This window comes from Eubacterium sp. BL-380-WT-2B (genome assembly GCF_009696115.1).
GTDB lineage: Bacteria > Bacillota > Clostridia > Eubacteriales > Eubacteriaceae > Eubacterium > Eubacterium callanderi.
The window spans coordinates 130,714-152,861 of sequence record NZ_VUMP01000004.1; the positions used below are offsets into that span (position 1 = coordinate 130,714).

Genomic DNA, 22,148 nt, shown 5'->3' on the forward strand with positions numbered 1-22,148 from the left:
TAAAAAGGAAATATAATGGAGCAAACGAACCAAGCTTATCTTGGGCTGCGCCAGGCCCTTGAAACTGCCGCAAACGCTATGGACCCAGAAATCCGGGCCCATAGCCTGCGGACAGGTCAGCGTATGGAGACAATATTAAAGGAAATGGACAGGCAGGACCTGTTAGACCTTTGGAACTGGGGAGACCTGTCTCCCCTGAATTATCACGATATGGGAAAAATTCCCGGCGAATATGGGACAGGCCACACTGAGATTGGCGAGATTTTTTTTAAACGCCTGCATCAGCTTTTTAACCAAAAAAGCGGCCAGGCAACCATCTTTACAAGCATCGCGGCAGATATCTGCCGCTATCATCATGACCATTATGGCGAATGCCGATTAAAATCGGCCTGCGGCGGAGATATTCCTCTGGCGGGCCGGGTATGCGCTGTGGCCAACGCCTGGGACCATCTGGCGCTGGACGGGCTGAGGCCCTGCCAGATATTAGCCACTCTGGAGTCACAGAGCGGCGGCCAGTACGATCCAGAGGTGGTCGGAGCGCTGCGGCACTTTTATGAACGCCACGGCACACTGGAATGATGAGAACACAGACTGAAGCGCCAGAGGTATAAGCACCCGGTACGATCCCAAAATCGTCGAGGCATCAGTACCCTGGCACCCAATGATATTCACAGGTGAAAGCCTTTGAATATAGAGAGTACTCCCTGGCCGCGCCAATAAGCCAGGAGGTATTACATCTCACCTTTTTACCTTTTTTGCAGCACAGAGGGCTTCCATATATGGCTGAAACCAGCCGCCCTCTGTGTTCTTTTCAGGTAAAGATAAGGCAATAAAAAAGATGCCCAAAAACAAAGACCCTTTAGAAAAGACCCTTTGATACCAATACCGGTCTGGCCGGCAGCGGAACCGCCGCCGTCGCCGCCGTACTGTTGAGTCTGCTGGCCCTGACAGGGCTGTTTGTCTGGCAGAAAAGCAAGAAACAATAAAAAAACAAAAATAAAATAAAGCAGCAATGGGACAATGGCTGTCACCCATCAAAATCCTGAAGGCCGCATACACACACGTGTATGTGGTTTTCAGGGTTTTTTTATTGGAGAAAAGAGGAAAAAATGTGTCAAAGAAAAAACGCCCAGAAAAGAAAAATGCTAAAACCCAGTGACCTTCAAAGTGACATCCAGGCCCACCCCAGCCAGTTTGAAAAAGTGGAAAATACCGGCTATGAAGACCGGGAAGATCGGGAAGTAATGGCCCAGTACGTGTTCCACGGCCAGGCCCTTACCCAGATCTGCAAAGACTGCGGCGGCGTCCTAAAGCCCAAGGAAATGCGCGTCGAGCGCCAAAACGGCCAGACCCACATCGTCAACGGCCTTGCAAAGCCAGTGGCGGTGGCGCCCGGCCAGGTGATCGTCCTCTATGTGTGCAGCCGGGTCTGTCTGGAGTGCGCCACCCATCAGCGCGTATTTCCCGAGGGCGTGGCCGGCTGGGTGCGCCATGCCCTGATGTTTATCTGGGAGCTGCTCACGTTTTTGTTTGAAAACGATGAACTGGCTTGCTCCAGCCCGTTAAGGGGAAAGGCCCGCCGCCCCTGGGAACGTCTGGATTTTTACGGTGAGAACGCCACCCTGTACCGTTGGCGCGCCCGGGCAGTCCAGTGGTTCGCAAGAGAATGAAAAAATAATCTTATTTTTAATCATTAAAAATTTGTTTGCGTGTTTAAAGTGTGTGAATTCCTGTATTCTAGAACCATCAGCAGGAGCAAGAAAAAAAGAGCACCGCTGAAATCAAATTATTCTATTTTACAGGAGGTTTACAATGAACTGTAAACAGACAACCCCAAAAACCGAAACGGACAAAAAAGCATTCAAGCCATGGTGTGGTTCGTGCGCCCTGAAACAGGAGGACCGCATTTTAGGCAGTTTTGAGACCCTGCCCGCCATTGACAAACGTATTGAGCTGTGCTTTCTGGAAAAACAGCTGGACGCTCTGCAGCAGGTCTATGAGGAGAAGGCCCGGATCTATCTGAGGGAGACAGAGCCGACGCCCCCGTCAGAGAACCGGCTGATGGAGGAGGAGCTGGAATGCAGCGTGGAGCATCTCGTCAAAAAGCTTCAGGCTCAGGGGCTGGACATCGGCCTGCACGCGTTTTATGCCTGGCTGCGGAAAAAGGGCTATATCCGTTACCAGAAAAACCGGAAGCTTACCCAGGTGCCGACCCAAAAAGCACTGGACGAAATCATCATGCTTGATGAGGACAGGATCAGGATCACGCTCTTTGGCCAGCTTCTGTTCGCCAAAATGCTCTTTGAGGAGCATGGCATGGACCCCAAGGCGGTGCGCCTGTGAGCCACGATATCCTGAGTCTGGAAACCTGCTTCTGTCATACCGTCTATATTTTTGGCAAAAGCTATAAGCCTCTGCGCGCCATGATCGTGGGCGGCCGCTCCCTGTCCTGGCATCTGGAAGACCTGGCCGCCCTGCTGGGCCTGGACGATGAGGACGGTTTCCTCGATAAGCTGCGGAACAACCGGCGTGTGGGTGTGTGGCGCCGCCATTTTCCCTCCCGAGAGGACCCTATGCGGCTGGAGGTCATGGAGTTTGTGGACATCGGCGGCATGTGCGACCTGCTGCAGTACGCCCGCGACAGCGGAAAGCTCACGACGGACGAGGCAAAGGACTGGCACTTTTTCCTGGACGGCTTCATGATCATGCAGCTGCGAAAAAGCCAGGGCTGCGGCACCGCGCACCTGCTCTTTTCCACCCGATGAATTACCTGACCGAAATATTGGCCTTTTACAAATGGCTGGAGACGCACCCCCTGAGCCCGCTGATCCAGGCCTACTGGCATCTGCTCATGTACACCAACAACAAAGCCGCTGTCCAGGCCGGTGATGGTCTGTGGTACTGGCCCATCCGGTTTAAGATTGCCAATGCCCGGGTGTGCGTTGCCCTGGCGCTTGAAAACCGCTTCCAGGTGGCGCGCGCAAGGGCGCACCTGGTACGTCACGGACGCCTGCACTATCACCCGCACGGTGGAAACAAAGCCGGTGAGTACGAGCTCATCCCCTTTGACACTGAGCTTTCTACCCTGTGGATAACCCGCCCAGAGAGCGGCAAACGCACACAGGTCTGGACGCAGCCCCACACACAGAGCGCACGCACGGCCGCACCGTTAATAAATAATATAAATCATAAACATGCTTCTCTATTGTATTCTAATCAGGAGGACGCGCCGTTTATGCCCCAGTTCAATCTGCTGCCCCAGATCACCGAGGAGGAGAAAGCCGCCATCCGGGCAAAGTACCCCGGCGACGACGTGGCCGCCTTTAACGCCATCTGGGCCGCGAGGGAAGAAAAACAAAAAGGAGAAACAACATGAACCGATACGGGATCGGACCCAGCGTAGTAAGACGGAGAAGAAGCTACATGGTCGAAGCCGAGTGCCGGATGAAAGCAGGCTTTTACGCCCGCAGCGAGGAGGAGGCCGAAGATGATTTTAACGACCTCAGCGCCGCCATCGAAGACCGGTTTCCCGGCCTTGTGCTCGAGATTACAGACGTCTATGAGGACGCATAGGAGGCTTATTTGAGCAACTACAAAGCGATTGACGATTTAGTCGCAACCTATAAACACGGGCAGGAATCCCCGGATAACAGCCCCGAAAGAGAAAGCAGCCGAGTGGCGGGCCAGAGGCTCGTCATGACCTTTAAACCCCTGATTTTAAGCACCATGCAGTGCATGACCGGCATCGGCCCGGCAGACTATGAGGACGCATACCAGGACGGCGTGGTGGCGTTTATGGAAGGCATGAAAAAATATGACGAAACCAAGGGCGGCCGCTTTAACGCTTTTATCAAGACCCATTTACAGCTCTATTACCGAAAGTGGCAGAGCGGGCAGTTCAACCATTCTGTCACAGCAGAGAAACTGCTGTCAGCGCCCGCGGGCAGCAGCGATGGGTTAACACTGGAGGAAGTGATTGCCGATGAAGCCATTGACCTGGAAGGCTGCTATATCGAGAGGGAGGACCAACAGCGGCTCTGGAAAAGTGTGCACGCCTTGTCCGCCAGGCAGGGAAAGGTCCTTTACCAGAGTTTTCATGAAAGTAAAAGCCTTGTGCAGATCTGTAAGGAAATGGGCGTAACCCACAAAGCCGTCCGAAAATTAAGAGACAAAGGGCTGAAAAATTTAAAAAAATCCTTAAAGGGGGTCCCATTTTGACCTTCAAAAAAGTATGTATAGAGTGTAAGGCAAAACGCCATACAAAATACAAACCGCAAAGGAGAAATACACATGGCAGTCGAAGAAACCAAAAAGGACACCAAGCTCAAGGTAACCGTCAACCACGGTGAAAAACTGGGGAAAATCGAACGCTCCAGCAAATCTTACGGCGACGTAGACCACGAAGCCACCAAGGAGCAGATGAGAAGCGCCTACAAGCACATCACCGGCATGCAAGAGCCCATCGGCGAAGGATGCGAGCGTGTCACTACCAGCGACATCACCGAGATCGTGTAAGCAGCACATTCAAATTTGAAAGGAGATAAAACATGGCAGTCGAACAGAAAAAAGAACTGGTAATGTATTTTGAACGCACCGACGGCAAGGAATTCAGGATGACCATCCCGCACTATAAGGAGGGGCTCACCGACGAGGAAGTCAAAACTGGCGCAGACGGCATCGTAACCGATAATATCTTCAAGCCCGAAGGCTTCCCCCTCGCCAAACTCTCTGGCGCCAAGCGCGTAGACACCACCACCACCGACGTGGCCGTAGAGTAAAAATGGGGCGAAAGCCCCTTTTTTATGTGGAAGGTTGAAGGGAGACCCAAATGAAAAATTTCTACAAAACCATCAGTCGAAGATTAATCTTATCAATCCTGATCCTGATTTCCTGCGTTTTTCTCACTGGCCTGAGCATAGCGCCGGAGGAGGTGCCTGTGCCCCAGGCAGAACCGTCGGTATCAGCGCCGCCGCCACCGCCCGAAACCCCGCAGGACGGAGCCGTCATCGACCACCCTCTGCCTGAGGACCCCATCCTCACCAAGGGCCCCTGGGCGTCGGAACACTTCCTTATGTCTGAATACGCCTGCGACTGCGCAGGCTATTGTGACGGCTGGCCCGCGGAAATGGACCCGGAGCTGCTGGGAAAGGTGGAGGAGCTGCGGTGTTATTTTGACCAGCCCGTCATTATCACTTCAGGTGTTCGCTGTGAAAGACGCAACGCCGAGGTAGGCGGCATCGAGAACTCCTGGCACCTGTCCGGCCACGCGGCCGACCTGTACTGCCCGGGGGTGCCCTGTGACGAGGTGGCCGCAGCGGCCCGGGCGCTGGGGCTTGGGGTTATCGAGTATCCAGACCGCCAGTTCGACCATGTGGAGATCTGGCGTTAGAAGGCATCATCCTTTTCAAAAAAGGATGTCACGGATAATATATTTATGATATAACATGATGTGAAAAAGAACCCTGATAAAAAATCAGGGTTCTTTTTATGATAACAAACTAAGAACAGAAAGGGCTTAAAGCTTTATCTGTGCATAGGCCCCGTTATTTATAAGGACATCACAGCCACTGTGCGGCCCAGGCGGCAAGCTCGCTGCCGGGCGTATTGGCCGCGAACCGTTTTCCGCTTTCGACTTTTGCACCTGGGGCCAGAGCCTCCAGATTTTTGCCGGAGCTGCCAAGAGGGCTGCCGCCCGATGTCGCAAAGGGGATGACTGTCTTTCCGGAAAAGTCATAGCTTTCCATAAAGGTGTCGATAATAGAGGGCTCTCGGTACCACCATACTGGAAATCCAACGAACACCACATCATACAGCCCCATATCCGCCACCTTTGAACGGATTGCCGGACGGCTGCTTCTGTCGTTCATCTCAACAGAGCTTCGGCTTTTGGCGTTCTGCCAGTCGAGGTCTGCGCTTGTGTAAGGCGTTTCCGGCTGGATCTCAAACAAATCCGCCTTGATTTCCTGGGCCAGTTTTTCGGCCACGGTCTTTGTCACCCCGCTTGCGCTGAAATACGCAACGAATACTTTACTCATTTAAAAAATCCTCCTTGTATGTTTTGATTGACTTGTTTCTTATAATCGCCTTATGTTAATGATACAACTTGAAGTTAACTTTAAGTCAAGCGTTAATTAAAATTTTTTTCAAAGAGGTATGTGAGGCTTCGTATTTCTGCGATTGGCTATCGTCATACAGGATGGCGCCTTACGCCTGGGTAAAAAATATCTGGAGCTCCTCTGGCGTTTTATCCATGAGCGCGTCAACGGCCTCTGGCGCCGCCAGCTTGGTGGCGATATTGGCTAAGATGTCCAGGTGGTCATCGCCCGCTCCTGCAATGCCGATCACGACCTTTACAGTGACGTCGCCCCAGGGAGTGCCGTCTGGGAAGAGCTGGACCGACAGGCCGGTTCGCTTGATTTTAGCCTTTGCCTCCTCAACGCCGTGGGGGATGGCGATACCGTTTCCGATATGGGTCGCGAAGGATTCCTCGCGCTTGATCATAGCCGGGATGTAGTCTGCGTCCACGCAGCCGCTGTCCACAAGCATCTGGCCGGCCCGGCGGATCACAGCCTCCTTGTCATCAGGGGCGCAGCCGGTCTGAATGCTGTTAAGGGGCAGGATTTCGGAGGCGTTATGGGCCGTTCTGGTCTCAGGACAGATGCTGGCTGCTTCGCAGTGGGCTGGGATGTCAGTCTGGGACAGGCGTGCGGCCAGCACATCGTACTCTGGCGCGTTCATGAAGTTGGTGATCAGCACCAGCTCTGCCTGAGGAGCGCTGTGAGCGGCCCTTTCCCGCAGATCATGATGGGTCACGACAATCTGGGCGTGGGACGGAATATCGGACACAGAGGCGTGCTCTACACAGATGTCGTCTCGGCCGGCCGCATTCAGCTTTTTACTGAGAACCGTGGCGCCCATCGCTGAGGAGCCCATACCCGCGTCACAGGCAAAAACAATGTGGCGGATGGCAGAAACATCGGTGTCCGGGCTCAGGACTGGGGCGGCCTCGCCCTTGGCGGCGGCTTTCATGGCGTCCTTTTTGGCGATGGCGTCCTCGAGGTTTTCATCCTTGCCAAAGATTTTGAGCAGTGGCAGGGCAATGGCAAAGGAGACGGCCGCTGCCACAGCCACACCGGCCAGCACGCCCAGGTAGCCGCCGCTTTTGGGAACCATGGCCATAATGGCGAGAATGGAACCCGGTGAGGCCGGGCCGACCAGGCCAGCGCCCATCAGGTTAAAGGTAAAGACGCCCGCAGCGCCGCCGCCCATGACCGCCAGAAGCAGGATGGGGTTCATGAGCACATAGGGGAAATAAATCTCGTGGATACCGCCAAAGAAATGGATGATAATGGCGCCCGGCGCCGTATCCCTGGCGCTGCCCTTCCCGGCGAGGCAGTAGGCCAGCAGAATACCAAGACCAGGACCCGGGTTGGATTCCATGAGAAAAAAGATGGATTTTCCGGCTTCCTGAACCTGTTGTAAACCGAGTGGGGTCAGAATACCGTGGTTAATGGCGTTGTTCAGGAACAGCACCTTGGCCGGTTCGATAAAGAGACTGGCAAGGGGCAGGATGCTGTGGTTCACAAAGAACTGGACGCCGGCAGCCATAGCGCCAGTGGCAGCCAGCATGGCCGGCGCAAAGACATAGTAGGACAGAATGGCGAGGATGCCGCCGAGAATGCCAACCGAGAAATTGTTGATCAGCATCTCAAACCCGGCCTTGATGTGCCCTTCGACCAGGGCATCAAATTTTTTAATGAGCCATCCGGCAAAGGGCCCCATAATCATGGCGCCTAAAAACATCGGCACATCCGTGGCAACAACGACACCCATCGTGGCAATGGCAGCCATAACGCCGCCGCGGGAGCCGCCTGTGAGCTTGCCGCCTGTGTAGGCAATGAGCAGCGGCAGCAGATACTGGCTCATGGGGTCCACCAGCTGTGCAAGCTGCTCGTTGGGCAGCCACCCGGTTTTGATAAAGAGGGCAGCGATCAGCCCCCAGGCGATAAAGGCGCCGATATTGGGCATAACCATGCTGCTTAAAAAACGGCCGAAAACCTGAACTTTCTCTTTCATGATACTTCTCCTTCAAAATTTACAAAATCATTTAAAAACGGTGTCGGCTCGGTGATGTCAGCGGCTCTGTGCGCTCAGGCTTCGGCGCAAATGCCGAAATGTCTGAAAAGGATGGCCTCAGCGTCGTCATTCCACAATCCGTTATGGGCGTCGCAGCAGTCTGCCAGCTTTTTAAACAGCGGATCTGTTTCCCCCAGTTTAGCAAAATCTTCAATGGCCGTCAAAGGCATATTGAACTGAGTGTAGGTGAGCTTTTTGCCGCCCGGAATTTTGGGCAGGCCCAGAGTCGCCTCCGCGATGCTGTCAATGCCGCCGATGTGGGTGACCATCACCGACGGGTCAATGACGCCTCTGGCGGCCAGAGCGTTGGCCTCAATGAGGTCATTGTTGTCACCGCCGGTGGTGCCCATGATGTGGCTGCTGGTGTAATGGACGTTGTACAGGTTAATATCGGCCATAAAGTCCTTGTTGGTGGGGCCGGCAAAGAAGTTCATGCAGCCGTCAAAGGCCAGCAGCCGGTCGCCCAGCTCAGCGACCTGACGGATCGGCGCGTACACAAAAACATCGTCGTAGCCGTGTCCCTCCGAGATGGTCATCAGGCCATCGTAAGCGTCCTCCAGAGCGGTGGTATTCACATAGACCAGCTCGATGCCCTTCTGCGCTGCGCTTTCCGGTGAGATCACCGTTCTGGCCCGTTCGATGCGGGCGTCGTCGATGTCAGTCACCACAATGCGTTTTGGCTTGTTCTCAAAGTTGAGGCCGTATTCCACTGCGCCCAGCCCCATAGGCCCACAGCCGCCCATGATGAGAATATTGCCGCCTGCCTTGGTGCCCATGGCGTGGCTGTGGTCGCGCTTGTTGGTGTGGTAGTTTGAGTGGTACCCGCCGATAATGCAGCTCATGGGTTCGCCCAGAGACGCCTTGTAAAAGCTTTTTCCCTCATAGGGCATCAGGCAGCCCAGCTCCATGACCTCGTGCGGCATGATGCAGTAGGTAGTGGCGCCGCCGCACCATTCGTAGGAGTAGCCCGGAGAATCAAGTCTTCCCTTGTAGTTCAGGGCTGGCTGCTGCGCGAATTTCTGGCCCGGCTTAAACTGATCCTTCCATTTTTCACCAACCTCCACAATCACGCCGGCAAACTCATGGCCGATGATGACCGGGTTGGTGTCCACGTTCTGTGGGCAGCGCTTATGGGCCTTGCCCTGGTCCACAAGCTTGTAGGTCGACATGCAGATGCTGTCGCTCATGACCTTAACCAGGATTTCATCCTCCCGGATCTCTGGCAATTCAAATTCTTCCAGCCGTAAATCATCTTTTCCGTAAAGACGGACTGCTTTCGCTTTCATGTTTATACCTCACTTCTTAAAATCACAATAATTCGCTATAGAAATAAACTTGTTTCACAACTTATCCAAAGTATAACATTGCGATTTATTGCTGTCAAGCAAAAAATCAAAATAAATCACATTTATTTAGTTGTGATTAGTTGGAAAAATGTGTTAAAATAGTAAAAAAGAAAAGGGAGGCACACCTATGAGCAAATCACTGACAGCAGACCGGCGGAACCGCATTGCCCAGATCCTCATGAAGGAAGGCAGCATCAAGGTTGGAAACCTGTCCGAGCGCTTTGGCGTTTCTACCGAAACCATCCGAAAGGATATCATCTATCTGGAGGAGGAGGGCATTGCTACCAAGAGCCACGGAGGCGCCATCGCGAAAAGCGATTTTGTGGAGCGCCCGCTCAATGTTAAGGAATCCGAGCACGCCGACGCCAAGGCCGCCATCGCCACAGCCGCCATCCGGCTTATCCAGCCCGGCGCTGCTGTGATACTGGACACGGGAAGCACCACTGGCGCCATCGCCAGACAGCTGCTCCTGAAAGAAGGGCTGACCATTTTTACCAACTCAGTGACCATTGCAGCCATGCTGGCAGAATCTGACAATGCGGTATACCTGTTTGGTGGTTTGGTGCGCAGCAGCAGCAAAGCCGCGGTCGGCGACTGGGCCACTGGCGCGCTGGCAGCCGTGCACGCCGACATTGCGTTTTTGGGCTCTGACGGCTTCAAGGGACTGGCAGGCCCGTCCACGCTGTCCTACGAGGAGGCCGAGTTCAAGAAAAAGGTCATTGCTGCCAGCACAGCCACCTACACGGTGTGTGACAGCAGCAAATGCCAGAGCGCCGGGCTGTTTGCCTACGCCGGCTGGAAGGACGTGACTGGGCTGATCATCGACCAGAACATACAGGAAAGTGCCGCGGAAGACATTTCCAGAGAGACAAAGCTGATTCTGGCAAAAAACTGACCCTGGCGGCCTGCGTTTGATTTCAAGAGTCCCCAGCGGACATTCATAAAAAGGCGGTATACGTTATGAACCACAAGATTATTTATTTTGAGGGCGAGGGCTTCACCTCGCTGGCAGATTTTAAAAAGGCCTGCATCCTCGACATTGACCGGGTGCCCACCATCATTGCCTATGACAAGGGGCAGCGGCTTGAGCTGCGGAATATCCGCAGCGTTGCCACAGAAGAGCTGAAGGATTTTGGTACCCTGCTCAAGATTACGGCAGACCACCAGACCGTTTACGCGGCAGTGGTGATCGTCAGCTTTAAAGGCGGCCTGGCTGTGGCCCACAACGTCAAAACCGCCAACCTGAAGGTCCAGCTCGAAAAGCTGGCCGGCCTGGACGATTCGGTTGAGCGCTACGGGTATTATGAGGTCCGGAAGAAGTAGAATCAGCCTGAAGAAAGCAAACAAAGCCACCATCCTGCGGCATGTGCAGGATGGTGGCTTTGTCTTTAGTGTGAATTTTTATTGTTCGTTCCAGTAAATATTCATGATCTCAATCAGGCGTGACCAGTTCTGGTAGCGCTTTTCATAGAGCTCGAAGTTTTCAGAGTGCGATGTGACTGGCGGGTTGATCTTAACGGCCTGCTCAAAAGCTTCCTCGTAGCTTTTGTACAGACCAGTGCCAACCCCTGCGGTGATGGCGCAGCCCAGGGCACCTACTTCATTGCAGTCTACGGTCTCGATGGGAAGCTCGATAATGTCGGCAAAAATCCTTGCCCATACCTGACTTTTGGCGATGCCGCCAGTCAGACGCACCACATCCGCTTTACAGCCCGAGTCCCGCAGAAACCGTATGTGGTAGCGGTGCATAAAAGCAACGCCCTCGGCCAGAGCATAGGCCAGCTCGGCATAGGTGGTGTTCTGGTCGATGTTGAAAAATTCAGCTTTTGCATTTGGATGGACACTCGGCTGCGCGACAAAAGGCAGGTACATAACCTTGGAGGTCTCAATGGGAACCGATGCGATCAGCTCGTTTAAAACCTCGTAGTAAGAGCCACCCTGCTTTTCGGCAATGAATTTTGCTTCCCCGCCCATAGCTTTGCAGAACCATTCATAATTTGAGCCGGAGGCACCTGTGAAGGCACAGTTCAGATATTCCCCTTTTGTGAGGTAGGGCATATTTGCCGAAGCGCCTGGGATGATCCGCGTGGAATGGGTCTCATTGATACACCAGGTCCCTGCGACGGCAGTTACAATACCGTCTGCTGTGGCTCCAGCCCCCACCAGGCAGGCCAGGACATCCATCATACCGGCAACCACTGGCGTACCTGGCTTCAGGCCGGTTTCGTCTGCGGCCCTTTTGGTAACCCTGCCGACAATCTGTGAGGATTCGGTTGCGAGCTTAGGTAAAAAAGGCTCAATTTCTGGGATACCGTACAGGTTCAGGAGCTCTGTGGAGTAGTCGGTGGTTGTCAGATCCAGCATGGCCGAGCCGCCAAAAATATTGGCGTCGGTTGCGAATACGCCGGTCAGACGATACATCAGATAATCCTTGAACAAGAGAATTCCGCCTATTTTTTCATAGACTTCAGGCTTCTGGTCTTTAAACCATCGCAGGATCGGCCCAGGTTCCCCCGCGTAGAGGGTTCCCTTAATAATATCGTTGATCCGGTCAAAGGAGCCTTCGCGCTTGTAGCCCTCGACAATGGTGTTGGCCCGGTAATCCTGGGAAAAAACGCCGGGCGCGATGGATTTTCCGTCTCGGTCTAAAATGATCAGCCCGTTGCCAAAAGAACACATGCCAATGCCGGCAATTCTCGAAGGGTCGACGGCGGATTTAGCAAGCATGGATTTGATGCTGGCTGAGGTAGACGCCCAGAGCCGGTCGACGTCAAACGTCTCAAAGCCGGGTGTGTGCGATTCCAGACGCATCGTCGGGTTAGACGCGCTGGCAATTTCTTTTCCACACTGGTCAAACAATACGGTTTTAATCGAGGTGCTTCCGCCGTCGATTCCAATTAAATAGCTTTCCATAGTGATTCCCCCCTGTTTTGATAATCAAAAGATCAGTGCTAAGCGCGGTTGTCTGAACCCAATAACATGATTTTTTTGCTTACGGCTTCTTTTAGCGCGTTAAGCGGACGAAGATTGGCGGTTGAAGGCCAGATGGCCATGTTTTCCATTTCGTTGAGCTGCTTTTTCATCTCGCGGTAGTAGGCGTCAATGATTTCCGAAAAAACATTGAGCTTGCAGATACCAAGGCGAACGGCTTCCCGTACCTGTTCGTCGGGGGTTCCAGAGCCGCCGTGCATAACCAGAGGAACCGACGAGAGTTTGTTCAGCTGCGCGAGCCGGTCAAAATGCAGCCTTGGCTCGTGGACATAGACGCCGTGGGCTGTACCTACAGCAACCGCCAGTGCGTCCACACTAGTCTCTTCGATGAAAGCGCTCATTTCATCCGGATTGGTCAGTGAGTCATCCGGATTGTCGTAGGCGCCGTCCCTGTTTTTTTTCACGTCAGTTTCTGAACGACCGACAATCCCATCGCCGACATGGCCCAGCTCAGCCTCGACCGATACGCCGTGGGCGTGGGCGTACTCGGTTACCTTCTTTGTGTTTTTAACATTTTCTGCAAAGGGCAGAACAGATCCATCGTACATGACAGAGGTAAATCCGCTGTCAACAGCCTTCTTGATAAACGCTGTGTCGGTGGCGTGGTCGAGGTGCAGGCAGACAGGGACAGAGGCGCGGCTGGCCATTTTACGGGCGCCATCAAGCCAGTATTCCATTTTGTCCCCCTCGATGTCGACACATAAGGCCATGAGAATAACAGGAGAGCGCAGCGCTTCCGCTGTCTCTAAAATAGAGAGGGTCATGTCATTATTGCTGGTGTCAAAGGCAGCGACGCAGTAGTGGTTATCCCTCGCGGGCTTCAAAATTTCAGATAAGGTTACGAGTGCCATTTTTATTCCTCTTTCTGTGGTGTATTTTTTGATAACAGGGTTTACAGAACGTCGGGATTGACCAGAAAGCGGGAGGTCTTATCCTTCGGAAAAGACAGCATCTCACGGGCCAGCATTCCAGGCGACTGGGTAAAAGCGTCACGGCTGCCGCCGGCCATGTGAGGGCTCAGGGTCACGTTGTCAAGCGTGACCAGCGGGTAGTCTTTTCCTGGCGGCTCCCTGTCGTATACATCCAGCGCTGCGCCCATGATTTTATGGTCTTTTAGAGCCTGCCACAAAGCCTTTTCGTCGACAAGACCCGATCGGGAAGTGTTGATAAAGTAAGCGGTGGGCTTCATGAGGCTTAGCATATGTGCGTCGAAAAGCTTCTCCGTTTCCTGTGTAAGACGGCAGTGAAGGGTGACAAAATCAGAGCGCTGCAGAAGTGTCTCCAACGAGACCAATTCGATGCCTTTGGTTTCCGCTGTCGGTTTAAAGTAAGGGTCATAGACCAGCAGCTCCATCTCAAAACCCTTCAGGCGCTGGGCCACTTTTTTTCCGATGGCTCCAAACCCTACAATACCGGCAGTTTTTCCCGAAAGGTCGGGCATTGTCTCCTTGTTGGTATAGTCCCGTACCCAGTTTCCAAGCTTTAAGTTCATGTGTGCCTTTGCGATATTTCTGCACTCGGCGATCATCAGCCCAACCGTGTAGTCTGCCACAGAGTTGGCGTTCCTGCCCGGTGTGTTGTAAACCGCGATGCCCTTCTGGGTGGCATAGGCGACGTTGACATTGTCATAGCCGCCGCGCAGAACGCCGATGGCTTTCAGGTGGGGACAGCGGTCGATCATGTCTCGGGTAACCGTACAGAATTGTGTGATGATAATATCCGCGTCCTCGACGGCTCTTTTGATGGCCTCGGGCGGCTCATAAGCCTCGCTGCCACCTGTCTCTACCGCGAGGTTGATAGCCTGCAGCGCATCATAGCTGCCGCACTGCCATTCAACGGTTTCAATGGTTTCGCCTCTTTCGGCAAAGGCAGCAAAGCCCCTTTTGATATCCTCTCCAGATATCCAGACATCTCCAATACCTGCGATTTTCATTTTTTTCACCCCTTCATGTAAAAGTTATCTCCATCATATCACCGCGTATAACATTTGTCAATTACAAATGTTATACGCGGTGGCGCAAAAAAAGACTGGAAAGCCAGTCTCATGCAGAAAATAGTTAAATAAGAGAAAACAGGCAGGCGGCCTGTCAGGAAAGCCTTGCGATGATGCCCTCCGCCAGGGCTTCATCGATGATGATGTCTGTTACAATGCCCAGCTTTAGTGCTCCGGTTACCGCGTCGATTTTTTCGTTGCCGTTTACAAGCGCCAAAACGCGTTTAACCTTTGCCAGATTTTCAAAGGGAATACGAATCATGGAGGCAGCGCCGATGGTCTCAGTGATCCGGCCCTGGAGGTCAAAGTAGTGGGTACAGATATCGCCGATGATATTGGCACAGTCCTCGGCGAGGAGCTCGCTCTCACCCGGGTAATACGAGCGGTGCTTCAGGTTGCCGATGGCACCGATGCCGATCACCGCGAGATCAATTTCCTGCCATTGGTCCAATATTTCGGCGTAGGCCTGGGTCCTGGTAAAAAGCTCATAGTCCTCTGGCGACAGGGGACCCAGGGGAAGGTTGATAAAATGGGCTGTACCGCCCGTTTTTTCGGAAAGCATCCGCACCATCTCGTTGATCATAAAATAGGCGGCAGCCTGGCTGCTGGCGCCGACCAGCGGGAAAATATCTGCCCGCTGTAAGAGGCTGCTCTCGCTGCACTGCTCGACAAAGCTGTAGACAGAACGGCCCCATGAAATACCGATTTTATGCAGCCCTTCGCGGCAGAGATCGTCAAAATAAAGGGCTGCCCGCTGCGCAAGCATCTTCCGGGCCAGCGCGTCATCGTTAAAATGGCCGGGAACAATGGTGACATTTTGTATTGGGAAAATTTCCTTTATCATTTGGGCGGCTTTGCTGAGGTTGGTCTCGACATCATTGATCTTAATTTCGACGATGCTGCGTTCGCGGGCCTCGCTCAGCATTTTTGATATGCTCTGTCTTGTCGTACCAAGTTTTTTTGAAATGGCCTGTTGTGTCATGTTTTCTTCATAGTAGAGCCGGGCGACCTGGACCAGCTTCTGTAAGTACTCGGTATCATTCATTGATGTTTTCTCCCGTTTGGCGATTCATTTTAGACCATTCTATCACAGTTTGACAGAGGGGACAATTTTATTTTAAACTGTGCTGCCGCACAGCATTTTTGTTTTAGACCCCAGCCGTGCTATAATAAAGAAAACAATCCAAACGAAAGAGGAAAAGACATGAAGGAAACCATTCGCGTCGCTTTTTTTGATATTGACGGTACGCTGGCCAGCCATAAGGTGGAGAGCAGCAATTTTCTGGACCGGGTGCCGGCCTCGGCGCGCCGGGCCCTGTGCGCGCTCAGGGAGAACGGCATACAGCCCATCATTGTGACAGGCCGTGAGCCCAGTGTGATCCGCCAGTTTGTTGCGGATCTGGAGATGGACACCTATATTGCGGCCAACGGGCTGAGCCTGACCCATGGCGGCGTGGAGGTCTGGCGGCAGCTCCTTGCGCCGGAGGTGGTCGCAGCGCTGCTGTGTGAGCTCAGGGAGGTCCGTGATGTGGCGGTTGTGCTGGAGAGCACTGCCGGCAACGTGCTGTGCTGGAATGAAAGCCCCTACACGGTCGATTTTGACGTGAGCATTGAGGGCGCCCTCGAACGGGCCTGCGAGTACGGTGTGTACCAGCTGGCCATCATCGGTGATGGGCTGAAGGGCCGTGTACAGACAGCGCAGGAGGGGCTGAAAGCGCGGGTGGTGGCGCCGCTGGTGCTGGACATTCTCCCGGAGACGGTGTCCAAAGCGTCTGCCATCGAGCGGATGCTCGGACTGCTGGGGTTTGACCGCTCACAGGCCATTGCCTTTGGCGATGAGGAGAATGACCTGGAGATGTTCGGCGCAGTGGACTACACAGTGGCGATGGGAAACGCTATCGACGCGCTGAAGCAGACCGCCACCTATGTAACCGACAGTGTGGACGAGGACGGTATTTACAATGCCTGTTGTCATTTTGGCCTGATTTAGCGTCAAAAAAAGGTAAAAGCCCTTTCGGGCTTTGGGTAGGAATCTCAAAGATACAGGCAGTTTGAGCAGAGGATTGCCTGTTTTTGAGATGAGCAAAATTGGCAATTAAATACGATGGTCCTGTTTCTTTGGAGAATGAATTCGGATGCTGTTATGGATAGAACATAGAGTTAGGTGTGGGCAGAGGATTGGGGAAATCGCCTGCCCGCGATCAAACAGAGGAGTACTGTTTCGGTTTATGAAAAAAACCATCCGAAAAAGGTAAAAAAACTTTATCAGGATATTTTCTTGATGGCATCATATTTAATTGAATTAATATTATAATAATTGCCTGTATTTGTCAACGATAAAACTGTAATTGATTACGAATTTAAAACCAAAAAGTCCTTCTTTTTGTCGCCAAAACCGGCCGGACTTTGTTTGATAAATGTTTATCAAGTAAAAATAGCGTTAAGGGTGTGTTTTTCGCTTGTAAAAATATAAAAGAACATGCTAAATCGGCCAAAAAATTAAGGGAATTTTGGCAAAAAATAGGGGGTTTTTATGATTATTAAAGTTATTTTCAGAGTTTAAAGGTTATCTTTAATTGGATAAATAAAATAATAAGGCTATACTTATTGAGTGATTTTGGAGAAAAGCGGTGCTTTTTGTTGCCTTTTTTACAAAGCGGCAGGGGCGGCCTCAAATAAAATTTTGTAAAATAAGCAAAAAAACGGCATTAAAAACGAATTTTTTCCAGTTTATAGGCAATTTACTTTAAGAGTGTTTATTAATCAGTATAAAATGTGCTATAATGAAATCAAAAAATAACTAAAAATACGTTATATCTGCGCAGTGGCGCGTGCCCAGCGCGGCGGAGAGGGATGGTGAGCCCCATAAAGAAAATTAAATATGTTCTGACTGTTTTTTTATGCCTTCTGATGGGTCTGGCCGGTGTGGGCTGCGGCGGCTCGGAGGCCTCAGGAAGCGGCACCTACACGCTGCCGGAGCTGGTGATCCCAGCTTATTCCGGCGCAGACACCTCCAGTTGTGATGTGGGAGGCTTCGACACCACCGGCGCGGACAGCGGCTATGTGATGGCGAGCTACACGGGCGGTGTGCCAGCCAAGCTTCAGGTGGCAAAGGACGGCGTGAAATACAATTACGATATACCCGCCACGGGCGAGTACACGATTTTCCCGCTTCAGATGGGAAACGGTACCTATTCCATACGATTGCTGGTGGGGGTAGGCGATAACCGGTACACGGCTGTTCTGGAGGAGGATGTGGATGCCTCTCTCTCAAGTGAGTTCGCGCCCTTTGTGGTGCCGAACCAGATTGTGGACTACAACGCGGACAGCGCCTGTGTGGCCTTTGCCAGAGAGCAGGCTGCCGGCATGAGCTCGGACGCGGACGTGGTCAAGGCGGTTTACGCCTACATCAAGGATCATGTGACCTACGATGTCGCCAAGGCCCAGTCGCCGCCGGTGGGCTACATCCCTTCAGTGGACGACACTTTTTTAACCAATACGGGTATCTGCTTTGATTACGCCTCGCTGGCGGCAGCCATGCTGCGGTCCTGCGGCATCCCGACCAAGGTGGAGACCGGCTACATATCGCCGTCGGGCATCTACCATGCCTGGAATGAGGTCTACGTGAAGGACTCAGGCTGGATTGAGGTGGGCTTTAAGATTGACGCGAATACCTGGACGCTGCTGGACCTGACCTTTGCGGCAGGCTCCTCGAAAAGCGACCTGTCAGGCTTTATCGGCGACGGCAATGAGAATACCTATGAAACGCAATATACCTATTAGGAGGTACAGAATGGGAAGAGTAAGTAAGAAGCAGGCCATGAGCTCTGCGGAGCTGTCCGCGCTGTTTACCAGCATGTCGATGGTGCTGGATTCAGGGGTCACTGTGAACGACTGCCTGTCAATGATGGTACAGGACGCGGAGGACAGCCGCTTTAAGCGTGTCCTGGAATCGGTCGAGAAAAATTTGCTGGAGGAATACTTCCTTTATAAAGCCATGGAAAAAACCGGCGGTTTTCCGGAATACGCACTGGGCATGATCGAGGTCGGCGAGACCTCCGGCCGCCTGGCAGAGGTGCTTGGTTCTCTGGGCGATTACTATCTGCAGGAGGACGGTATCAAGAAACAGGCCAAGAGCGCGGTTCTGAGCCCGCTTTTACTCATCGCCATGATGGCAGTGGTCGTGCTGTTTCTGGTCTACGCCATTATGCCGGTGTTCAAGGATGTGTTCCGCCAGCTGGGGGTGGACCTGAACGGCGCCTCGGGCAACGCGCTGGCGTTCCAGGCCGGAAATGTCATTATGATCGTGGTGGGCGTTGTGCTTGTGCTGCTGCTTTGCTGTGTGCTGTTCTATGTGTTCAGCCCGGCGGGCAGGCAGTTCTTTAACGGACTGGCAGAGCGCTTTGGTGCCACGCGGGACATCTTTTACCGGCTGGACGCGGCACGCTTTATGGGGGCACTGTCCATCCTCATGACCAGCGGTATTGCCATGGAGCAGGCTCTGGGCCTGGCCAGGCAGACCGTGTCGAGCCAGGCCTTTGGCGAGAAGATCGACGCCTGTCGGGCTTCGGTTGAGCAGGGCGAGCCCTTTGAGGAAGCCGTATTAAAAACCGGGCTGCTGAGGGGCGTTTACGCCAAGGTGCTCATGGGCGGCAGCAAAAGCGGTTCTCTGGACCGGGCGGCCGCGCACATCTCAAAAATTTATTTTGAGGAGGCCGAGGATAAGATCGACGGGCTGATCGCAGTCATCGAGCCGGCGCTGGTCTCGCTTTTGTCCATTGCCATTGGCGCCATTTTGGTCGCAATTCTGCTGCCGCTCATCGGTATTATGGCAGGTATCGGTTGAAAGGCAGCGCTGTGAAAAGAGGGAATTTTAATGGAAACGAAAAAGAATAAAATACATTTTCTGCCCTCGGTTATCATCTTTGCGGTCATCGTGCTTCTGGTGTGGCTGCTGTTCAGCCGGGCGTCTGCCAGCATGGATACGGACGGCGGACAGACGCTGGAGACAGCCCTTGAAAACTCTGCGGTACTGTGCTATTCCCTGGAGGGCTTTTATCCGCCGAGCTTAGACTACCTGGCCGACAACTACGGCGTGGTGGTGGATCGGGAGCACTACATTGTCCACTATGATGTCTTTGCGTCCAACATAATGCCAGACATCCGCGTGGTGCCGAAATAGGAAAGGAGCGGGAAATGTTTCATAACAAACAAAACGAGAGCATGCTGTCAACCTTTGTCCTGCCTATTTCGCTGGTCTGCCTTTTCGCTTTGTCGGCTCTGGTGCTCACCTTTCTGGGCTCGGAGAGTTACAAGCATATCAAGGCCAACTATGATGACACCTCCGAGGCGACGGTGGCGGTCTCCTACCTGAGCACTAAGGTGCGCCAGAACAACCGGGAAAACGCCATTACAGTGGTTCACAGGGCGGACGGCGACCGTCTGGAAATACTGGAGAACATTGGGGATAAGGCGTACCGGACCGTTATCTACTGCCAGGACGGCGCCCTGTATGAGAGCACCTTTTCGGACGGACAGCCGGGCGGCCTGGAAGCCAACGCCATGCGCGTCGCGGATCTGGACGCTCTGCGTGTGCGCGCAGAGGGAAGCAGACTCCTGAATTTTGAGGTGACAGGCAAGAATGGCACGGTGCACACCTTTTCGCAGAGCGTCGTGGGAGCGGACAGCCAGGAAGCAGGTGATGCACAGTGAAACAGCGCTTCAGATCATCGGGCTTTTTTGTGGAGCTCATCATTACCATTGTCTTTTTTGCCATTGCCTGCTGTATTATTGTGCAGCTTTTTGCAAAGGCCGGACTCATAAGCAGCGAGGCGTTTGACAAGCGGGGCGCGGCAGCCCAGTGCCAGACGCTGTGCGAGACCATCAAGGGGACCGGCAGTCTGGACGGTGTGCTGGAGGACGGCTGCTATGAAAAATCCGGCAGCAGTATCCGGGTTTTCTACGACAGGAACTGGAAAATGACAACAAGGGATGCTGCGGTGTTCAGTGTTACTGTGACCACTGAGGCTGTGGCCCAGACCGCGGGGAGCCTGGAGAAAATGCGTTTTGAAGTCCTCAAGGGCACAACGCCGCTCTACACCATGTCCGGCGCCCAGTATTTTGAAGAACCAGCGGAGGTGCAGTGATGCGTAAAAACAAGCAGGGCATGAGCGTGGGCGTCGTATCGCTTATTATGATTTTTGTGGTTTTTCTGCTGGTGAGTCTGGCGGTCCTGAGCCTGACCACCGCGTCGGCCAACGCGCGCATGGCGGACAAATCCCTGGCCATGCAGAGCACCTACTATGAAGCTGACGCTAGAGCCCAGGAAACCCTGGCCCAGGTAGACGGCGTGCTGAGAAGCGGCGGCGCGGACCCAGGCGCCCTCGAAGCCCTGGGGCGGGACGTCGTTTATGACCCGGAAACGGGTGTGATCGCTTTTGACACAAAGGTCAGCAGCACCGCCACCCTGAAAAGCGAGCTGCGTGTCGAGGGAAACAGCGTGTTAGTGACCCGGTGGCAGACCGTAACGGACGGCGAGTGGCAGACGGACAGTGACACTAAGAATTTATGGAAGGGAGGGGCCTCGTAAATGGAATTACTGGATTATCTGGAAGAATCAGTGGCCCGGAAGGCATCGGATGTTTTCATCATCACCAATTTTCCCTGCTCCTACCGCATCGACGGCAGGATCGTCAGGGGTGAGGGCGAGGTGTTCACGCCCCAGGAGACCGAGCGCCTGATCCGTGAGATCTACGACCTGACCGGCGGCCGCTCCATTGAGAAATTTGAGGAAAACGGCGATGATGACTTCTCTTTTGCCCTGAAGGGCATCGGCCGTTTCAGAGCCAATGTGTACCGCCAGCGTGGGACGCTGGCAGCCGTGATCCGGGTGGTATCCTTTGGTCTGCCGGACCCGGCGTCGCTGTCGATTCCGCAGACGGTACTGGAGCTCAGCAAGAAGAAGAACGGGCTGGTGCTGGTGACCGGGCCTGCGGGCAGCGGGAAATCCACGACGCTGGCCTGCATTATTGACAAGATCAACCATGAGAAGAGCGGGCACATCGTGACAATGGAGGACCCCATTGAGTACATCCACCGGCACAACCAGTGCATTGTGACCCAGCGTGAAATCCCCCACGATTCCCAGAGCTATGTGACGGCCTTAAAGGCAGTCCTGCGCCAGTCGCCAGACGTCATTCTTCTGGGTGAGCTCAGAGACCTTGAGACCATCGAGATCGCCATGACAGCGGCTGAGACCGGCCAGCTGGTCTTTTCGACCCTGCACACCACCGGCACCGCCAACACCATCGACCGGATCATTGACGTGTTTTCCGCGAACCAGCAGCACCAGATACGCACCCAGCTTTCCATGATTCTGCAGGCAGTGGTGTCCCAGCAGCTGGTGCCCACAGTGGACGGCAGCCTGACGCCAGCCTTTGAGATCATGCTGGTCACGCCGGCCATCCGCAATATGATCCGGGACGGTAAGGTGCACCAGATCGACTCGGCCATTTTCTCAGGCACCAAGGACGGCATGTGCACAATGGATACCAGCCTTCTGGAGCTGTACCGCCAGGGCCGTATTACCGAGCAGACAGCCCTCATGTACAGCCAGAACCACGAATCGCTGGCCCAGAAGCTTAAGGCGGCCAAATAAAAAACTTTACTTTTCAGCTGGGGTT

Annotated in this window: 27 protein-coding genes; 20 read left to right on the forward strand and 7 right to left on the reverse strand. The window is 53.5% G+C overall.

Features of this window, described 5'->3' with window-relative positions:
- Positions 1-15 precede the first annotated feature (15 nt).
- The 10 genes from FYJ53_RS08865 (at position 16) to FYJ53_RS08910 (ending at position 5,389) form a co-directional block, all read left to right on the forward strand.
- Positions 16-579: an HD-GYP domain-containing protein gene (locus tag FYJ53_RS08865; protein WP_148427887.1), complete on the forward strand. Its 564-nt coding sequence runs from the start codon at positions 16-18 to the stop codon at positions 577-579.
- A 530-nt stretch (positions 580-1,109) separates the two neighbouring features.
- Positions 1,110-1,670 (forward strand): hypothetical protein, encoded by a 561-nt coding sequence (locus FYJ53_RS08870; protein WP_148427885.1) that lies wholly within the window; start codon positions 1,110-1,112, stop codon positions 1,668-1,670.
- A gap of 142 nt (positions 1,671-1,812) precedes the next feature.
- Positions 1,813-2,343, forward strand: a complete 531-nt coding sequence (locus FYJ53_RS08875; RefSeq protein ID WP_148427883.1) for a hypothetical protein — start codon at positions 1,813-1,815, stop codon at positions 2,341-2,343.
- The gene (locus FYJ53_RS08880; protein WP_148427881.1) at positions 2,340-2,765 is read left to right on the forward strand and encodes a hypothetical protein; all 426 of its coding nucleotides are present in this window, start codon (positions 2,340-2,342) and stop codon (positions 2,763-2,765) included. The genes FYJ53_RS08875 and FYJ53_RS08880 overlap by 4 nt, the downstream gene beginning before the upstream one ends.
- Positions 2,762-3,376, forward strand: coding sequence for a restriction endonuclease subunit S (locus FYJ53_RS08885; protein WP_148427879.1), 615 nt, complete (start codon positions 2,762-2,764; stop codon positions 3,374-3,376). The genes FYJ53_RS08880 and FYJ53_RS08885 overlap by 4 nt, the downstream gene beginning before the upstream one ends.
- Positions 3,373-3,573 carry a hypothetical protein gene (locus FYJ53_RS08890; RefSeq protein WP_148427877.1) on the forward strand — a complete coding sequence of 67 codons (201 nt, stop codon included), beginning with the start codon at positions 3,373-3,375 and terminating at the stop codon, positions 3,571-3,573. Before FYJ53_RS08885 ends, FYJ53_RS08890 begins: the two co-directional genes overlap by 4 nt.
- A 9-nt stretch (positions 3,574-3,582) precedes the next feature.
- On the forward strand, positions 3,583-4,218 hold the full coding sequence (locus FYJ53_RS08895) for a sigma-70 family RNA polymerase sigma factor (protein ID WP_148427875.1): 636 nt from the start codon (positions 3,583-3,585) through the stop codon (positions 4,216-4,218).
- Between the two features lie 72 nt (positions 4,219-4,290).
- Positions 4,291-4,515 (forward strand): hypothetical protein, encoded by a 225-nt coding sequence (locus FYJ53_RS08900; protein ID WP_013378751.1) that lies wholly within the window; start codon positions 4,291-4,293, stop codon positions 4,513-4,515.
- Positions 4,516-4,547: 32 nt separating this feature from the next.
- Positions 4,548-4,778: a DUF2922 domain-containing protein gene (locus FYJ53_RS08905; protein WP_013378752.1), complete on the forward strand. Its 231-nt coding sequence runs from the start codon at positions 4,548-4,550 to the stop codon at positions 4,776-4,778.
- A 50-nt stretch (positions 4,779-4,828) separates the two neighbouring features.
- On the forward strand, positions 4,829-5,389 hold the full coding sequence (locus FYJ53_RS08910; RefSeq protein ID WP_148427873.1) for a D-Ala-D-Ala carboxypeptidase family metallohydrolase: 561 nt from the start codon (positions 4,829-4,831) through the stop codon (positions 5,387-5,389).
- Positions 5,390-5,558: 169 nt separating this feature from the next.
- Here FYJ53_RS08910 and FYJ53_RS08915 read toward each other — a convergent pair whose 3' ends face one another.
- The 3 genes from FYJ53_RS08915 to FYJ53_RS08925 form a co-directional block, all read right to left on the reverse strand.
- Positions 5,559-6,035, reverse strand: coding sequence for a flavodoxin (locus FYJ53_RS08915; protein ID WP_148427871.1), 477 nt, complete (start codon positions 6,033-6,035; stop codon positions 5,559-5,561).
- Between the two features lie 169 nt (positions 6,036-6,204).
- Positions 6,205-8,076 (reverse strand): PTS mannitol transporter subunit IICBA, encoded by a 1,872-nt coding sequence (locus FYJ53_RS08920; protein ID WP_148427869.1) that lies wholly within the window; start codon positions 8,074-8,076, stop codon positions 6,205-6,207.
- A gap of 74 nt (positions 8,077-8,150) precedes the next feature.
- A complete protein-coding gene (locus tag FYJ53_RS08925) occupies positions 8,151-9,422 on the reverse strand; it encodes a zinc-binding dehydrogenase (protein ID WP_148427866.1) in 1,272 nt (423 codons plus the stop codon).
- Between the two features lie 187 nt (positions 9,423-9,609).
- On the opposite strand from FYJ53_RS08925, the gene FYJ53_RS08930 reads away from it, so the two are divergent.
- Positions 9,610-10,377, forward strand: a complete 768-nt coding sequence (locus FYJ53_RS08930; protein WP_013378768.1) for a DeoR/GlpR family DNA-binding transcription regulator — start codon at positions 9,610-9,612, stop codon at positions 10,375-10,377.
- Positions 10,378-10,442: 65 nt separating this feature from the next.
- Entirely contained in the window at positions 10,443-10,805 is a 363-nt protein-coding gene (locus FYJ53_RS08935) for a hypothetical protein (RefSeq protein WP_133969425.1), read from the forward strand.
- A 78-nt stretch (positions 10,806-10,883) separates the two neighbouring features.
- On the opposite strand, the gene FYJ53_RS08940 is transcribed toward FYJ53_RS08935, so the two are convergent.
- The 4 genes from FYJ53_RS08940 to FYJ53_RS08955 all read right to left on the reverse strand — a co-directional run bounded on the left by FYJ53_RS08940 (position 10,884) and on the right by FYJ53_RS08955 (position 15,511).
- Positions 10,884-12,395, reverse strand: coding sequence for an FGGY-family carbohydrate kinase (locus tag FYJ53_RS08940; RefSeq protein WP_154557268.1), 1,512 nt, complete (start codon positions 12,393-12,395; stop codon positions 10,884-10,886).
- 38 nt (positions 12,396-12,433) lie between these two features.
- Positions 12,434-13,324 (reverse strand): class II fructose-bisphosphate aldolase, encoded by an 891-nt coding sequence (locus FYJ53_RS08945; RefSeq protein ID WP_148427862.1) that lies wholly within the window; start codon positions 13,322-13,324, stop codon positions 12,434-12,436.
- Positions 13,325-13,365: 41 nt separating this feature from the next.
- Entirely contained in the window at positions 13,366-14,406 is a 1,041-nt protein-coding gene (locus FYJ53_RS08950) for a 2-hydroxyacid dehydrogenase (protein WP_148427860.1), read from the reverse strand.
- Between the two features lie 154 nt (positions 14,407-14,560).
- Positions 14,561-15,511: a sugar-binding transcriptional regulator gene (locus tag FYJ53_RS08955; protein WP_013378774.1), complete on the reverse strand. Its 951-nt coding sequence runs from the start codon at positions 15,509-15,511 to the stop codon at positions 14,561-14,563.
- Between the two features lie 159 nt (positions 15,512-15,670).
- Between FYJ53_RS08955 and FYJ53_RS08960 the strand changes: the two genes are divergently transcribed.
- From FYJ53_RS08960 to FYJ53_RS08995, 8 genes are all read left to right on the forward strand, one after another.
- Complete coding sequence (locus tag FYJ53_RS08960; RefSeq protein WP_154557269.1) at positions 15,671-16,456, forward strand: HAD-IIB family hydrolase; 786 nt, start codon at positions 15,671-15,673, stop codon at positions 16,454-16,456.
- A gap of 866 nt (positions 16,457-17,322) precedes the next feature.
- Entirely contained in the window at positions 17,323-18,249 is a 927-nt protein-coding gene (locus FYJ53_RS21450; protein ID WP_180492656.1) for a transglutaminase-like domain-containing protein, read from the forward strand.
- A 10-nt stretch (positions 18,250-18,259) separates the two neighbouring features.
- Positions 18,260-19,312: a type II secretion system F family protein gene (locus FYJ53_RS08970; RefSeq protein ID WP_090410636.1), complete on the forward strand. Its 1,053-nt coding sequence runs from the start codon at positions 18,260-18,262 to the stop codon at positions 19,310-19,312.
- A 30-nt stretch (positions 19,313-19,342) separates the two neighbouring features.
- Complete coding sequence (locus tag FYJ53_RS08975) at positions 19,343-19,648, forward strand: hypothetical protein (RefSeq protein ID WP_090410637.1); 306 nt, start codon at positions 19,343-19,345, stop codon at positions 19,646-19,648.
- Positions 19,649-19,662: 14 nt separating this feature from the next.
- Positions 19,663-20,178, forward strand: coding sequence for a DUF4860 domain-containing protein (locus FYJ53_RS08980; RefSeq protein ID WP_013378781.1), 516 nt, complete (start codon positions 19,663-19,665; stop codon positions 20,176-20,178).
- Complete coding sequence (locus FYJ53_RS08985) at positions 20,175-20,612, forward strand: hypothetical protein (protein WP_148427852.1); 438 nt, start codon at positions 20,175-20,177, stop codon at positions 20,610-20,612. Before FYJ53_RS08980 ends, FYJ53_RS08985 begins: the two co-directional genes overlap by 4 nt.
- Entirely contained in the window at positions 20,612-21,055 is a 444-nt protein-coding gene (locus tag FYJ53_RS08990) for a hypothetical protein (protein WP_154557270.1), read from the forward strand. Before FYJ53_RS08985 ends, FYJ53_RS08990 begins: the two co-directional genes overlap by 1 nt.
- Positions 21,056-22,123, forward strand: coding sequence for a type IV pilus twitching motility protein PilT (locus FYJ53_RS08995; protein WP_013378784.1), 1,068 nt, complete (start codon positions 21,056-21,058; stop codon positions 22,121-22,123).
- Positions 22,124-22,148: the final 25 nt, after the last annotated feature.

Coding starts and splice junctions, on each gene's coding strand:
- FYJ53_RS08905 (WP_013378752.1), top strand. CDS start 4,548: ATGGCAGTCGAACAGAAAAAAGAACTGGTAATGTATTTTGAACGCACC.
- FYJ53_RS08960 (WP_154557269.1), top strand. CDS start 15,671: ATGAAGGAAACCATTCGCGTCGCTTTTTTTGATATTGACGGTACGCTG.
- FYJ53_RS08870 (WP_148427885.1), top strand. CDS start 1,110: ATGTGTCAAAGAAAAAACGCCCAGAAAAGAAAAATGCTAAAACCCAGT.
- FYJ53_RS08890 (WP_148427877.1), top strand. CDS start 3,373: ATGAACCGATACGGGATCGGACCCAGCGTAGTAAGACGGAGAAGAAGC.
- FYJ53_RS08940 (WP_154557268.1), bottom strand. CDS start 12,395: ATGGAAAGCTATTTAATTGGAATCGACGGCGGAAGCACCTCGATTAAA.
- FYJ53_RS08935 (WP_133969425.1), top strand. CDS start 10,443: ATGAACCACAAGATTATTTATTTTGAGGGCGAGGGCTTCACCTCGCTG.
- FYJ53_RS08980 (WP_013378781.1), top strand. CDS start 19,663: ATGTTTCATAACAAACAAAACGAGAGCATGCTGTCAACCTTTGTCCTG.
- FYJ53_RS08900 (WP_013378751.1), top strand. CDS start 4,291: ATGGCAGTCGAAGAAACCAAAAAGGACACCAAGCTCAAGGTAACCGTC.
- FYJ53_RS08995 (WP_013378784.1), top strand. CDS start 21,056: ATGGAATTACTGGATTATCTGGAAGAATCAGTGGCCCGGAAGGCATCG.
- FYJ53_RS08885 (WP_148427879.1), top strand. CDS start 2,762: ATGAATTACCTGACCGAAATATTGGCCTTTTACAAATGGCTGGAGACG.
- FYJ53_RS08945 (WP_148427862.1), bottom strand. CDS start 13,324: ATGGCACTCGTAACCTTATCTGAAATTTTGAAGCCCGCGAGGGATAAC.
- FYJ53_RS08925 (WP_148427866.1), bottom strand. CDS start 9,422: ATGAAAGCGAAAGCAGTCCGTCTTTACGGAAAAGATGATTTACGGCTG.
- FYJ53_RS08955 (WP_013378774.1), bottom strand. CDS start 15,511: ATGAATGATACCGAGTACTTACAGAAGCTGGTCCAGGTCGCCCGGCTC.
- FYJ53_RS08910 (WP_148427873.1), top strand. CDS start 4,829: ATGAAAAATTTCTACAAAACCATCAGTCGAAGATTAATCTTATCAATC.
- FYJ53_RS08915 (WP_148427871.1), bottom strand. CDS start 6,035: ATGAGTAAAGTATTCGTTGCGTATTTCAGCGCAAGCGGGGTGACAAAG.
- FYJ53_RS08975 (WP_090410637.1), top strand. CDS start 19,343: ATGGAAACGAAAAAGAATAAAATACATTTTCTGCCCTCGGTTATCATC.
- FYJ53_RS08990 (WP_154557270.1), top strand. CDS start 20,612: ATGCGTAAAAACAAGCAGGGCATGAGCGTGGGCGTCGTATCGCTTATT.
- FYJ53_RS08875 (WP_148427883.1), top strand. CDS start 1,813: ATGAACTGTAAACAGACAACCCCAAAAACCGAAACGGACAAAAAAGCA.
- FYJ53_RS08930 (WP_013378768.1), top strand. CDS start 9,610: ATGAGCAAATCACTGACAGCAGACCGGCGGAACCGCATTGCCCAGATC.
- FYJ53_RS08970 (WP_090410636.1), top strand. CDS start 18,260: ATGGGAAGAGTAAGTAAGAAGCAGGCCATGAGCTCTGCGGAGCTGTCC.
- FYJ53_RS08920 (WP_148427869.1), bottom strand. CDS start 8,076: ATGAAAGAGAAAGTTCAGGTTTTCGGCCGTTTTTTAAGCAGCATGGTT.
- FYJ53_RS08865 (WP_148427887.1), top strand. CDS start 16: ATGGAGCAAACGAACCAAGCTTATCTTGGGCTGCGCCAGGCCCTTGAA.
- FYJ53_RS08950 (WP_148427860.1), bottom strand. CDS start 14,406: ATGAAAATCGCAGGTATTGGAGATGTCTGGATATCTGGAGAGGATATC.